Source organism: Fusobacteria bacterium ZRK30 (genome assembly GCA_024628785.1).
GTDB lineage: Bacteria > Fusobacteriota > Fusobacteriia > Fusobacteriales > Fusobacteriaceae > Psychrilyobacter.
The window spans coordinates 1,131,434-1,143,723 of record CP102405.1 but is presented as its reverse complement, the minus strand read 5'-3'; the positions used below and the strand labels follow the sequence as shown (position 1 = coordinate 1,143,723).

Genomic DNA, 12,290 nt, shown 5'->3' with positions numbered 1-12,290 from the left:
CTTTACTATATTTTTTTCCTTCTCATATAAGGAATCATAAATAATATCCCTATTATAACTATATTCAGACTACTCATGGCTGCACTCTCCAAAAATAATTTATTGGTATACAGATTATAGTTTACCACTGACGAAAGGGGAAGATATCTTCCCAGCTGCATAGTATAGGTTATAGTAAACTCTGCATAGATAACAGCAAAAATCTGCAGGTAGGTTCCAGTCAGAACTTCCTTTAGGATTGGCAGTTCCACATAGATAAAGGTCTGGAATTTATTTGCCCCGTCTATACTGCTGGCTTCTAATATATCCATGGGAAACTTCTTTATATATTGATACATAAATGAATAAGCCAGAGGAACTGTAGTCAGAAAAAATCCTCCTATAAGTAAAACTATATAGGGTATATCATAGATTATATTTGTATAGACCAGGGTTATCCCCAAGAACCCACTGGAGATTCCAAAGGTAGAAAATATAATATAGGTGCTGAATTTACCGGATAATTTTAACAGCAGATAGGTAAATACTACCACTATAAAGGCAGTTATCATAGCTATCATCCCTGAGTTTATTATAGATTCTATCACTGGGTATTTTTTGTTGAAAGCAGGGGATAAGATATCTATAAAAGCCCTCAAAGAAAACTTCTTGTCATAATAGTTGTAGAAGGAAAAAACTAAATTTATCCCCACAATCCCAAATTCAAAGAGAATAAAGAGGTAACTATATATCACTGTAATCAGAGATACTTCTCCAACTTTTTCATCCTCCTCCAGTTCATATCCGGTAATCTTTTCACCGATAATATTCACTCCTGTCAGGATTATAAACTGAACTATCCCCAAAGCAAACATCCTGGAAAAATCGGCACTTCCCATAAGGGAATTTACTATCTCCACTTCCAGAGTGGAAAATTTCAATCCTCCAAGAGACAGTACTATCCCAAAAGAGGTAAATGAATAGGTAAATACCAGGAAAAACCCTCTGAATATCTGAGGTAAGATAAGAGGCAGTTTTATCCTTGTAAAAATAACCCACTTACTGGCTCCGGACTCCAAACCGGCTTCTATCACTTCATTGGGTATCCTCTTCAGTCCTAAAGACAGATATTTTACAAATATCGGTGCATTATAAAATACATTTGCAATCAAGATAGCTTTCAGACTGTATAAAATTCCTAAATCCTTTAATAAGGGCAGGTTGAATACCAGTGAAAATGTTATTACTGTAGATATTACAGGAAAAAAGAAGGGGATAAATATAGTCCCCTCCATAAGAGTACTAAGTAATCCCCTTCTATAAGTCACATAATATGCAGGAAGGATGGCTGCAATAAAAGCTAAAATTGAAGATAGGATTCCCTGCTTAAATGACATAAGGACGAGACCCAAGGTCTCATTATCCATTATTCCTATTAAGTCTTCTAAGTAGAAGAAATCTCGTCCAAATATATATATAGGAAATATCCATAATATCAGATATCCTATATTCAAAATCCTAGCTTTTTTCATCTTTTTTCCCTCACTTTTTCTACTATTTTTGCCACAAATCACAAAAAATTTCTAGTCTAAAAATCTTGTTTTCCACCAATCTACACTAATCATCACGAATAAATCAATAGAACACGGATTATATCTGATAATAGCTCTGATTTCCTCTGAAGTTTATAGTCGTCAACTCCACAATAAATATCTCACTAGTTTCGTTATACCCTCTATGTCCGTCAGGCATCCCACTAAGAAACGGGGATCCTTGGCACCTGCCCGCTAAGACAATTTATAAACTTCCGGCACTTTTTGGATACTTATTTCTTGCTGTTGAGAAAAAGTATCCCGTATCAAAGGCGGAAACTTTGGAACTTTCTATTCATGATTATTAAAATTATTTATACTCAATTAATAATTTGTCGCAGATTACACAGATTTTTTCAGATTTTTTTGAAATTTATAGTTTATCTTTTCAATAACTTAATTAATTCCTTCTTATATTCCTCTATCTTCTCCAAATCACTAGTCTTAACTTTTACTAGTTTCGCTGATGTCGGAATCCTACTATATTCATCCCCTAATTTTATATCTGTTACTGGAAGCATATAGTTTTTTTCTGCCATGGCTCTTTGGAATTTTTCCTCTAAAATATAGTCCATAAATAATTTTGCTCCATCCTTTATATCTTTTTTTGCTACTATAGAAGCTCCCTGTACATAGATATATCCCCCTTCACTTGGAATAAAGCTTTTATATGAGCTCTTTTCGTCAAAGTAAAGATCACTGGTAGCATAACCTACCATAAGAGGTGCTTCATTGGTTGTAAATTTTGCCCATCCTTCACTCCATCCTGGAGCTACTGTTTTCATGGCAGGTTTTAACTCCTCCCAGAATTTAAGCCAGTTTTCCCCATATACTGCAACTGTCCACATCATAAACTCCTGACCGGTAAATGAATTAGGATCTAAAACGATTAACTGTCCTTTTAACTTCTTAAGATCTTCAAAAGATGCCGGCATCTTTTGAAATCCATCTTTATTTGCATTTATAGCCAACGATCCGAAATCAAATGGAGTAGAATACCATTCGCTGTCTATCATATATTCCTCTTTCATTATCTTCCCGGCTGTTTTAGGTTTATAGCTGGCTATAGTCCCTTCTTTTTTAGCCTGAATTACATTTATCTCTGATAACCCCAAAACTATATCAGCTTTTGGTCTTCTTTTTTCTAATTTTAATCTGGCAGGAATTCCTTTTATCCCTACAATTTCTACTTCTACCCCTGTTTTATCATAGAAATCCTGTCCTACCTCTTCCTGTAAAAATGTCATAGAGCTAGGCACATAAACCACTATTTTTTCCTTTGAAAAACTTGTTACTCCTAATAATACCATTAAAATCCATAAAATACTTTTTTTCATCTTCTTCCCCCTATTTTAATTTTTCTAATATTCTTCCCTTATATTCTAAAAACTCCTGTGACAAGATAACTTCTTTTTTTCTCGGTCTGGAAAATTTGATCTCCAGCTCATCTAAAAACCTGCCTGGTCTGGCAGACATAATATATACTCTGTCTGAAAGGTAGACAGCTTCCTCTATATCATGGGTTATAAACAAGATAGAATGATTATGTTTTTTCCAAATCTCCAAAAGCCAGTCCTGCATAGATGACCTGGTCAGAGCATCTAAGGCTCCAAAGGGTTCATCCAATAACATTAGATCACTATCGATTAAAAAACTTCTGAGAAGGCCTCCCCTCTGTCTCATCCCCCCAGACAATTCATGGGGATACCTGTTTTCAAATCCTAAAAGACCAAACTCTTCCATCAGCGGATCTATGATTTCTTTCCAACGTTCTTTTTTTACTCCACTTATTTCTAATGGGATCGTAGCATTTTCGTAGAGAGTCTTCCATGGGAGCAGCAGATCTTTTTGAGGCAGGTAGGAGATAACTTTATTTTTAACTATATTTCCATCTATCCTGACTCTGCCGCTATATTCTGTCAAAAGGCCTGTAATTATCTTAAAAAGAGTACTTTTTCCACACCCGGAAGGCCCAACTATGGAGATAAACTCTCCTTTTTTTATATGTAAATCCAGATCCTTTATTACTTCTACATCTCCATACCTTTTCGATAGTTTCTCTATTTCTAATATCATAAATCTCCTATTCTTTAATCTTTCAAAAATTCATTGGTGAAAGCTTCTTCCATATCTGTAGTTCCCTCTATCAAATTATTTTTATAGAGCCATTTTTGATATCTTTCCCATACTTCTAATTTTTGATGTCCCCAGTAAGGGGCATCATCGGTATATTTAGAAGCCAGATATTTTTGACTTTCAATAACTAAATTTCTATCTAATTCCGGGACATCCTTCAAGAGGATCTCCCCGGCTTTCTCTGGATTTTTTATACTATATTCATATCCTTTTTTTATAGCTCTCATTACTTTTTTTACTAATTTTGGATTTGTTTTTATAAGTTTTTCACTACTTGCAAATATCGGAGTGTAGTAGTCTAAATCTTTCGAATAATCTCTAAGTCTGATATAGTTCAACTTTTTCCCCTGCAATTTGGCCTCTATATTTGTCCACCCTTCAAATACCCATGCAAAATCCACATCATTTGCACTGGATTTAAAAAAGTCCATAGACCCTGTTGTAAGAATATTTATATCTCCAATCTTACCACCATCTTTTTCTATCAATTCCTTTAGGGTAGCTTCCTCTACCGGTGATCCCCATCCACCATAGTTTTTACCCTTAAAATCCGCTGGTTTTTCTATTCCCTTTTCCTTCAATGAAGCAAAACCAGATGTATTATGCTGGATTATTGCTCCCAATGAAACTACAGGCAGACCTTCTAATCTGGCAAAAGTTACAGCTTCCTGATAGGTTACACCAAAATCAGCTCTTCCTGTGGCTATTAACTGGGTAGAAGTTCCATTGGCCGGCTGTAATATATCCGCCTCTATTCCCTCTGCTTTAAAATATCCCATTTTTTTCGCTACATATATTCCTGTATGATTTGTATTAGGTGTCCAGTCCAAAACTATATCCACCTTTTCCAGTGCAAATACACTGACGACATTTAAAATTAACAATAAACTTATAATTCTTTTTTTCATTCTTCCCCCTATTTCTTCTACAAATTTCTATTTTTCCCTTGTTTCCATGGCATAGCTGCCTTTTCTATATATTCTATCCCCTTAAAAATTACCAGACTAAGGATAACTACCACTATTATCGCGGCAAAAAGGTAGTCTGTTTTAAAGGAGCTGATAGCTCTGGTCATATATATTCCCAACCCGCTTTTAGCCCCCAGCCACTCTCCTATTACTGCTCCCATTATAGAATAAGTCGCCGCTATTTTTACCCCTGAAAAAAAACTAGGCAGACTTGAGGGGAGGATAACTTTAAAAAATATATACTTTTTATCGGCTCCCATAACCTGAAATAGATCCAGTATTTCCCTGTCTACCTCCTCCAATCCCCCTAAAAAACTAAGGAGCATGGGAAATGTACAGATTAATACCACTATTATTATCTTAGGCAGAATCCCAAATCCAAACCAAATCAATATGACAGGGGCTATGGCGATCAATGGAATCGTCTGACTGATTAAGAGGTATGGATACAGCATTTTTTTTACCTTCTCAAATGGATATACGACTCCTCCTATAATCAGAGCCAATATAATTGATAATATAAACCCCGTCAAAGCTTCAAAGAGAGTCACCAAAGAGTGACTGAATAAAACTTCTTTTTGGCTGTACAACGCTTTAATTACCTTTGTCGGAGCTGGCAGAATATATCCGGGTATCTCCAAGATTCTGATTATTACCTCACACCCCACTACTAATACCAACAAACTTATTAAAAATAGATTATTTTTTTCTGTATTTACCGACTTTTTCATCTATAGTTATCCCTTCTTTTTTATGATCAAATTTTGCTATAGTTGTTACCCTTTCAGCACCTTCATTGAAACAAATTTCCTGAGCTTTTTCCAATATACCCAAAAGGTCTTTGAACTCACCTTCAATAGTTGTTCCCAGCCCTCCTACCTCATACTTTAACCCAGTTCCTATGATATGCTCTATCACTCTATCTATCACAGTATACTTTTCCTTTTCTCCACCCTCTATCGTAGGTAATATTTGAATATCCATGTTTGCCAGTGCCATTTCCTTCCTCCTCTTAATCGCCTTTTGCGAAATTAATAATACGTAGGGGTAATTAATAATTGCCCCTCTAACTCAAACAAAAAAGACCTCCCGAAGGAAGCCTTATTAAATACAAATATACTATTCATACCCTATAAAAATTCTCCTACGCTAGCATTATCTAGATCAGGTTAACAGTCGAGACTATAACATCTCCTCTCAGCAAAAGCTCCTGCAATACTTATTTGTACTTTATTGTATCAGAATACCCCAAAATTACAACTTTTTTTTAATATATCTCAAATTTTAGGGCTGTTTTTATCTTGTAAAAAATTTTCATTATTTTTTAATGTCTTTTATACTGTGCTTTACTTCCCTCTCTCCAGCTTTCCCCCAGAATAGTTCCTGTTTCCTTGTTACAAGTAAGCATATAACTTCTTTTGTCATAGTCAAAATTCCAATAATAGTTATCCTTTTCCTCACTCATATCAATATCTATTTCACCATCTATCTCAGGCAATAACTCCTCTAAATAATCATTTAATTTTTCCACACATTCCTGTAAATCGTACATATTTTTCCTCCTATTATTTTAAAACTAGTTTTGCTTATAATTCAAAGATTCTTTAATCTTCTATTTTACTGCCTTTAAAACTTTTCCTATTTTATCTGAAATAACCAGATCAGCTCTTTTGTCATACCTAGTGGAATCTTTATTTATCAAAATTAATTTATTTCCCCTGTAAAGATCTACCAATGAGGCAGCAGGCTGAACTACCAATGAAGTCCCACCTACGATTAAAACATCTGCAGCGGCAATATAATGCATGGCCCTGTCATAACTATTCATATCTGGAATCTCTTCATACAGAGTAACATCCGGTTTTATTATCCCGCTGCACTTAGAGCAGTGGGGGACACCTTTTCTATTCATAAGTTCATCTAAGGTGTAGAAGGTCCCGCAGTCCATACAATGGTTTCTATGGATACTTCCATGAAGTTCCAAGACATTTTTACTCCCTGCCATTTGATGAAGTCCGTCTATATTCTGGGTAATCACAGCCTTTAATTTACCTATTTTTTCCAAGTATGCCAAGACCCTGTGGGCATCATTTGGTTCAACATCTGAATACACCAGATGTTTTTTATAAAATTCAAAAAATCCATCTTTGTTTTTATCAAAATATGTTCTACTGACTAGATATTCAGGGCTGTGGGAATACAAACCTGTAGCACTCCTAAAATCAGGGATCCCGCTTTCTGTAGAAACACCAGCTCCTCCAAAGAACACAATATTATCACTTTCATCTATTATTTTTTTCAATTTTTCATACATAGAGTTTCCTCCTAAATTACAGTAACCTTATATTTAAAACTTTTCCTTAAAAGTGCACTTCTTACAGAGTTCCTCAACAGCTTTTTTATTGCTGAATCCATCGTAGATTGCAGTTGCTCTTTCACCCTCTACTATCTCTTTAAATGACTTTTTAAAGACATTTCCAAGATCTACTACTCCTTCACCGTCGAGACAGCACGGGATTACCGTTCCATCCACTAAGATCCCTATCTGAGTCCGGAGTCCATAGCAAAACCCGTCTTCATTTTCATATTGGTCACCTAGTTCCGGCCATTTAAATTCCAGATCTGTATTAAGATATAATCTGTTTTTTATCTTCAGCCCGCGACCTGGAACCAGCTTCTCCTCGATCTTATAATCCAAATCAAAATATCTTTCTATCTTCTCTAAGATCTTCCTGTTCCCTTCCATCTGGACCTTATTTTTATTTCCACTATGGAAGTTCCACAACCTCAGGGAGATATAGGTATTTTCTAAAGAGAGTGATTTTTTTGTGAAATCTAATATTTTTTTCAAATAGTCATCTTCATCTATCTTATCTATATCACCATCAAATGAATGGAGGGAAAAATTAATCTGCCTAAACGCTTTTTTACCTGCTATTTTCTCTCCTACTCTGCCTATCAAGGTTCCATTGGTAGTTATGTTTACTTTTATATTCTTTTCCTCTGCAAGGTCTAAAAAATCACCTATCTTTGGATGTGACAATGGTTCTCCCTTTACATGGAGGTAGACATAGTCACTGTATGGCTTTATTTCATCTAAGATATGCCTGAATTCATCTGTGGTCATAATTTTAGGAGCCCTTTCCCCTTGAGGACAAAAACTACACTTTAAATTACATCTGTTGGTTATCTCTATATATACTTTTTTATACTTTTTCATCTCTTTTTTCATAATTTTTTCACCTCTTCTATGGTATTTATTATAACATAGGATAATAAAACTTAATAACTAAACTTTCCTGTTATGCAACTCTTTAAAATCGAGGAGTTAGTTACTTCAAAACATAATTTAACAATAAAAAAACCTCCTAAATTATTGAGTTCAATAATTTAGGAGGTTTTTCCCCTATCCCTTAGTTGCTCCGGCAGATAATCCTGCCACAATATGTTTTTGCAGATACATAAATAAAACGGCAATAGGTACAGCGATCAATATAGATGCTGCTGCAAACTGTGTAAAATTGTCATTTGCCCTGCTTGAGATCCATTCAAATATCCCAACAGCTAGAGTTTTTTTATCTGCACTTCTAAGCAGTAATTTAGGAAAGATAAAATCAAACCATGGTCCAATAAAATTTGTCAGAGCGACAAATACAACTATTGGTTTTGTAATAGGCATAATTATCTTTAAGAATATAGTCAAATGACCTGCCCCATCTACTCTGGCTGCCTCATCTAAACTCTTAGGTATCCCATCAAAATATCCCTTTACCAGCCATGAATTATATGGAATCTGTCCGGCAATATATACTATTAGAAGTCCTGCATGGGTGTCCATAAGACCCATCTTAGTAATTAAAATATAGATGGCTGTCATGGCTAAAAATGACGGAAACATCTGTAATACCAGCATTCCTATCATAGCTTGTTTTCTTCCCTTAAATTTATACCGAGAAAATGTATAGGCTGTAAGAGTTGTAATAATAACTCCTAAAATCATATTCAATGTTGCTATTTTCAAGGTATTCATATACCAGATGGGAAAATCTGTCTTGGTAAACAAAGTTTTATAATGATCCAGCGTCAATGAATTCGGTAAGAAGCTAGAGCTGTATAGACTGTTTCCAACCTGCATAGATGATAATACAATCCATGTCAGAGGCAAAAGTACACTGAGTGTTATCAATATTAAACCGAGGTATGTTAACCCATCTAAAATCTTATCTATAATTTTTGTTTTACTCATTACATCATATCCTCCTCTGTAAATGACTTACTTTTCATAAATTGATATGTGGAAAATGATGCTATAAAAATAAATAAAATTATTGATATCACTGCCGCCATATGAAATTGACTTTGATCACTGGTTAATTTAAATATCCAGGTTATTAAAATATCTGTCTCCCCTGCATATCTCAGGGCTGAATTGGTCGGTTTTCCACCTGTTAACAGGTATATTGCTCCAAAATTATTAAAGTTATATGCAAAAGTTAATATTAATACAGGCGCTGTCTGAAACAATAGTAACGGTAAGGTTATCTTCCAAAATTGAACCCATTTAGAAGCACCGTCAATCTCTGCGGCTTCATAGATTGAGTCTGAAATATTTGTCAGAGATCCCGATAATAATACCATAAAATATGGTGCTCCAAGCCACGTATTGATCAGGATCAGACTAACTTTTGCCAACAATGGATCTGTTAAAAAAGGTATTTTATCAAACCCGAAACTGACAATTAAATTATTAACAGGTCCGACTCCACTAAATAGTAATCTAAATACCAATAGAGAGATAAATGCCGGAACAGCATAAGGCAGGATAAATATAGTTCTCCAGAAACCTTTAAATTTAATATTTTTTCTGTTCATCATAAGTGCCATGATAAGCCCACACGAATAATTTAACAGTGTTGAAAGAATGGCCCATACAACTGTCCAACTTCCTATTTTAAAAAATGTTTTACTCCATATTTTTAACTTGAAAATATCTATAAAATTCTTAAATCCTACCCAATCCACTAAATTTCTAGGGGGGATATGATCTGGTGCTGAATAATTTGTAAAAGCTACCAGAACAGTTACTAATATTGGTAGCAAGATGAAAAATAATACACCCATGGTAGCCGGTGTTAACATTATAGACACAAAGCTCTGATCGTATACCTTTATTAAATATTGTTTTGTTGTCATATAAGATTTACCATTGTCCATCTCATGCCCTATTCTTTTGGCATCTTTAATATTCCATATATACAACCCCAACAGAATAAACAACATCATAATAGTTACAACACCTTCAATCAGTAAAAAAATTGAGTGGTCTCCCTGTATAATTTGGAATCCATTCATTTTCTGAGTAGTTTCCCCCAGTGTTACAACTCCCCAAATTCCTTTTATAATTCTTGGTATTTTTATAAGATATAATAATTCAATTATAAATAAAACTATTCCCTTAAGAAAATATTTATTATATAACTGCCCCAGTCCCATAAAAAGACAAGACAACAGCATTGATCTTCTTTCCCTATTCATCTCCTACCTCTTTTCTGCATATTATTTGAGCACCAGAAAGGTGCTCATTAAATTTTTAACTGATGTTTATTGGTGATAACTCTCTTTCCCTCGTCAAAGAGAGAAAATTTAAGTGGATGCAACGTCACGTTGCTTATTTTCTAGTTTCCATCTGCTCTTTTATGATTTTAGTCATATTTTTTAATCCTTCTTCAGTTGTTACCTTTCCATTCCAAATATCTGTAACTGCTGCTCCTGCTGGTTCCCAGATTAATCCCATCTCAGGAATAGCCGGCATAGGTACTGCATATTGAGCCTGTTCTAAGAAAGCCTTTGTATATTTGTGATTAATAATCTCAGGTGCATCGATAAGTGCCTTAACTGGCGGCAATTGATTAGTCATCTTAAATCTTTCCACTAACATCTCATCAGAAGTCGCAAATTCAGCAAATAATTGAGCTGCCTTTGGATATTTTGTATATGAGTTTACTAATAAAGTTCTAATTCCAGAAAATGAAGCCGGATGTCTCCCGTCAAATGTAGGAATCGGTGCAACATCAAAGTTAACTCCTGATTTCTCTGCTCCTTCTAGTCCCCATGGCCCGTTTATAATAGCAGCTACTTTCCCTTCTGCAAATAAACCTGTCATGGCGTCATAGCTTACATCTGCTGCATTTTCAACTGAGATAGATTTTAATAACAACATCTCATTTATCCCCTTAATAGCTCCTTCATTATCTAAACCTATATCGTTAGCATCTGTACCATCTTTTCCGAAAACATATCCTCCATCCATAGCCATGAACATGTGAGCATAATAAAAGTTAGGAATGTCCCAGAAAATTCCAAATTTATTTTTAGATTTATCTGTGAAATTTTCTCCAAATTTAATTAAGTCTTCAAATGTCTTTGGAGCTTCAGGTAAAAGATCCTTGTTGTAATATAGAGCATATGTCTCAATTGCTAGAGGGAATCCGTATACCTTTCCTCCATTTGTAACTGCTATCCTTGCAGCTGGCATAAAGTCATTTTTTACTCTGTCTGCACTCAATAAATTTTCCATGATAAGTCCAGATTGAACCAAATCTCCAATCTGGTCATGAGGTGCAACAAAAACATCTGCTGCTGCTCCTGCTGGTCCATCCTGGATTACTTTATTTTTAATAGTAGATATGTTGTTTTCATCTAAAACAACATGTACTCCATATTTTTCTTCATATTTTTTTGCTACAAATTTAATATATTCTCCAACCGTTCCCTTAGATTCCCATACTTTTAATACTGCTCCCTCTTCCGGTACAACTTCATCAGTTGCCGTTTGAGTAGCTTCTGCTTCTTTAGGTGCATCTTTACTTTCTTCCTTTCCTCCGCATGCCATCATCCCAAATGATAAGATAAAAATCATCATTCCATATAAAATTCTTTTCATTTTTTCCCCCTTTTAAATTTTTTGGAAACGTTTCATTTGCTTCTGTTATTAGTCTAGTTCATTTTTTGCAAAATGTCAACCATTAAGTAACAAAACCATACATAACAGCTTTTAAACGTTCACTAAGAACATTGGATGAGTCTGAGAAAAATAACAGGAAATGTGATATAATAAATTAATAATGTATCTAGGAGGAATCTTTGTGGAAAATAAAGGAATTGTTAGAAAAATTGAAGGAAAAAATTTATATATAGAACTATTTAGAGACAGTTCTTGTGCTCACTGCTCTGGATGCGGGCAGAAAGATAAAACTATAGCTGATCTATATCAATACGAGCTTAACGAGGATATAAAAGTAAATATAGGAGATCTTATAACCTTTGAGATAAATAATAAATTTATCTTGAATTTGGCTCTTCTCATCTATATCCTCCCTGTAATTTTAATGATTCTAAGCTATATCATAGCTTCTAAATTAGGTGCCAGTGAAGGGCAGGGAATATTTGTCAGTTTCGCTACCCTGGTGATATCATTTTTAGGTTTTTATATCTACGATAAAAAAAGTGGGAGTAAATTGATCAAAGAGGAGATCTCTATCAAGGAAGTTGTCCCTGCCGATGAGATAAAGATAACCACTTGTGGTCCTAAAGAATAAAAAAAGAGTTTCTTAAT

Annotated in this window: 13 protein-coding genes and 1 riboswitch; of the genes, 1 reads left to right on the top strand and 12 read right to left on the bottom strand. The window is 34.6% G+C overall.

Annotation, left to right across the window (positions count from 1 at the left end):
• Window positions 1-5 precede the first annotated feature (5 nt).
• The 12 genes from NRK67_10595 to NRK67_10540 all read right to left on the bottom strand — a co-directional run bounded on the left by NRK67_10595 (window position 6) and on the right by NRK67_10540 (window position 11,618).
• Window positions 6-1,511 (bottom strand): ABC transporter permease subunit, encoded by a 1,506-nt coding sequence (locus tag NRK67_10595; GenBank protein ID UUV19849.1) that lies wholly within the window; start codon window positions 1,509-1,511, stop codon window positions 6-8.
• Between the two features lie 440 nt (window positions 1,512-1,951).
• Window positions 1,952-2,908 (bottom strand): thiamine ABC transporter substrate-binding protein, encoded by a 957-nt coding sequence (locus NRK67_10590; GenBank protein UUV19848.1) that lies wholly within the window; start codon window positions 2,906-2,908, stop codon window positions 1,952-1,954.
• A 10-nt stretch (window positions 2,909-2,918) separates the two neighbouring features.
• A complete protein-coding gene (locus NRK67_10585) occupies window positions 2,919-3,647 on the bottom strand; it encodes an ABC transporter ATP-binding protein (GenBank protein UUV19847.1) in 729 nt (242 codons plus the stop codon).
• A 14-nt stretch (window positions 3,648-3,661) separates the two neighbouring features.
• Entirely contained in the window at window positions 3,662-4,615 is a 954-nt protein-coding gene (locus tag NRK67_10580; protein ID UUV19846.1) for an ABC transporter substrate-binding protein, read from the bottom strand.
• A 17-nt stretch (window positions 4,616-4,632) separates the two neighbouring features.
• Window positions 4,633-5,406, bottom strand: a complete 774-nt coding sequence (locus NRK67_10575) for an ABC transporter permease (GenBank protein ID UUV19845.1) — start codon at window positions 5,404-5,406, stop codon at window positions 4,633-4,635.
• The gene (locus tag NRK67_10570) at window positions 5,375-5,674 is read right to left on the bottom strand and encodes a thiamine-binding protein (protein ID UUV19844.1); all 300 of its coding nucleotides are present in this window, start codon (window positions 5,672-5,674) and stop codon (window positions 5,375-5,377) included. Before NRK67_10570 ends, NRK67_10575 begins: the two co-directional genes overlap by 32 nt.
• 125 nt (window positions 5,675-5,799) lie before the next feature.
• Window positions 5,800-5,899, bottom strand: a riboswitch (TPP riboswitch).
• A gap of 100 nt (window positions 5,900-5,999) precedes the next feature.
• On the bottom strand, window positions 6,000-6,227 hold the full coding sequence (locus NRK67_10565; GenBank protein UUV19843.1) for a hypothetical protein: 228 nt from the start codon (window positions 6,225-6,227) through the stop codon (window positions 6,000-6,002).
• Between the two features lie 60 nt (window positions 6,228-6,287).
• Window positions 6,288-6,989, bottom strand: coding sequence for an NAD-dependent protein deacylase (locus NRK67_10560; GenBank protein UUV19842.1), 702 nt, complete (start codon window positions 6,987-6,989; stop codon window positions 6,288-6,290).
• Window positions 6,990-7,022: 33 nt separating this feature from the next.
• On the bottom strand, window positions 7,023-7,895 hold the full coding sequence (locus NRK67_10555; protein UUV19925.1) for a radical SAM protein: 873 nt from the start codon (window positions 7,893-7,895) through the stop codon (window positions 7,023-7,025).
• 186 nt (window positions 7,896-8,081) lie between these two features.
• Window positions 8,082-8,921, bottom strand: a complete 840-nt coding sequence (locus tag NRK67_10550; GenBank protein UUV19841.1) for a sugar ABC transporter permease — start codon at window positions 8,919-8,921, stop codon at window positions 8,082-8,084.
• Entirely contained in the window at window positions 8,921-10,210 is a 1,290-nt protein-coding gene (locus NRK67_10545) for a sugar ABC transporter permease (protein UUV19840.1), read from the bottom strand. Before NRK67_10545 ends, NRK67_10550 begins: the two co-directional genes overlap by 1 nt.
• A 133-nt stretch (window positions 10,211-10,343) precedes the next feature.
• Complete coding sequence (locus NRK67_10540; protein ID UUV19839.1) at window positions 10,344-11,618, bottom strand: maltose ABC transporter substrate-binding protein; 1,275 nt, start codon at window positions 11,616-11,618, stop codon at window positions 10,344-10,346.
• A 202-nt stretch (window positions 11,619-11,820) separates the two neighbouring features.
• Between NRK67_10540 and NRK67_10535 the strand changes: the two genes are divergently transcribed.
• Window positions 11,821-12,273 carry a SoxR reducing system RseC family protein gene (locus NRK67_10535; GenBank protein ID UUV19838.1) on the top strand — a complete coding sequence of 151 codons (453 nt, stop codon included), beginning with the start codon at window positions 11,821-11,823 and terminating at the stop codon, window positions 12,271-12,273.
• The last annotated feature ends 17 nt before the right edge of the window (window positions 12,274-12,290 follow it).

Coding starts and splice junctions, on each gene's coding strand:
- NRK67_10595 (UUV19849.1), bottom strand. CDS start 1,511: ATGAAAAAAGCTAGGATTTTGAATATAGGATATCTGATATTATGGATA.
- NRK67_10590 (UUV19848.1), bottom strand. CDS start 2,908: ATGAAAAAAAGTATTTTATGGATTTTAATGGTATTATTAGGAGTAACA.
- NRK67_10585 (UUV19847.1), bottom strand. CDS start 3,647: ATGATATTAGAAATAGAGAAACTATCGAAAAGGTATGGAGATGTAGAA.
- NRK67_10580 (UUV19846.1), bottom strand. CDS start 4,615: ATGAAAAAAAGAATTATAAGTTTATTGTTAATTTTAAATGTCGTCAGT.
- NRK67_10575 (UUV19845.1), bottom strand. CDS start 5,406: ATGAAAAAGTCGGTAAATACAGAAAAAAATAATCTATTTTTAATAAGT.
- NRK67_10570 (UUV19844.1), bottom strand. CDS start 5,674: ATGGCACTGGCAAACATGGATATTCAAATATTACCTACGATAGAGGGT.
- NRK67_10565 (UUV19843.1), bottom strand. CDS start 6,227: ATGTACGATTTACAGGAATGTGTGGAAAAATTAAATGATTATTTAGAG.
- NRK67_10560 (UUV19842.1), bottom strand. CDS start 6,989: ATGTATGAAAAATTGAAAAAAATAATAGATGAAAGTGATAATATTGTG.
- NRK67_10555 (UUV19925.1), bottom strand. CDS start 7,895: ATGAAAAAGTATAAAAAAGTATATATAGAGATAACCAACAGATGTAAT.
- NRK67_10550 (UUV19841.1), bottom strand. CDS start 8,921: ATGAGTAAAACAAAAATTATAGATAAGATTTTAGATGGGTTAACATAC.
- NRK67_10545 (UUV19840.1), bottom strand. CDS start 10,210: ATGAATAGGGAAAGAAGATCAATGCTGTTGTCTTGTCTTTTTATGGGA.
- NRK67_10540 (UUV19839.1), bottom strand. CDS start 11,618: ATGAAAAGAATTTTATATGGAATGATGATTTTTATCTTATCATTTGGG.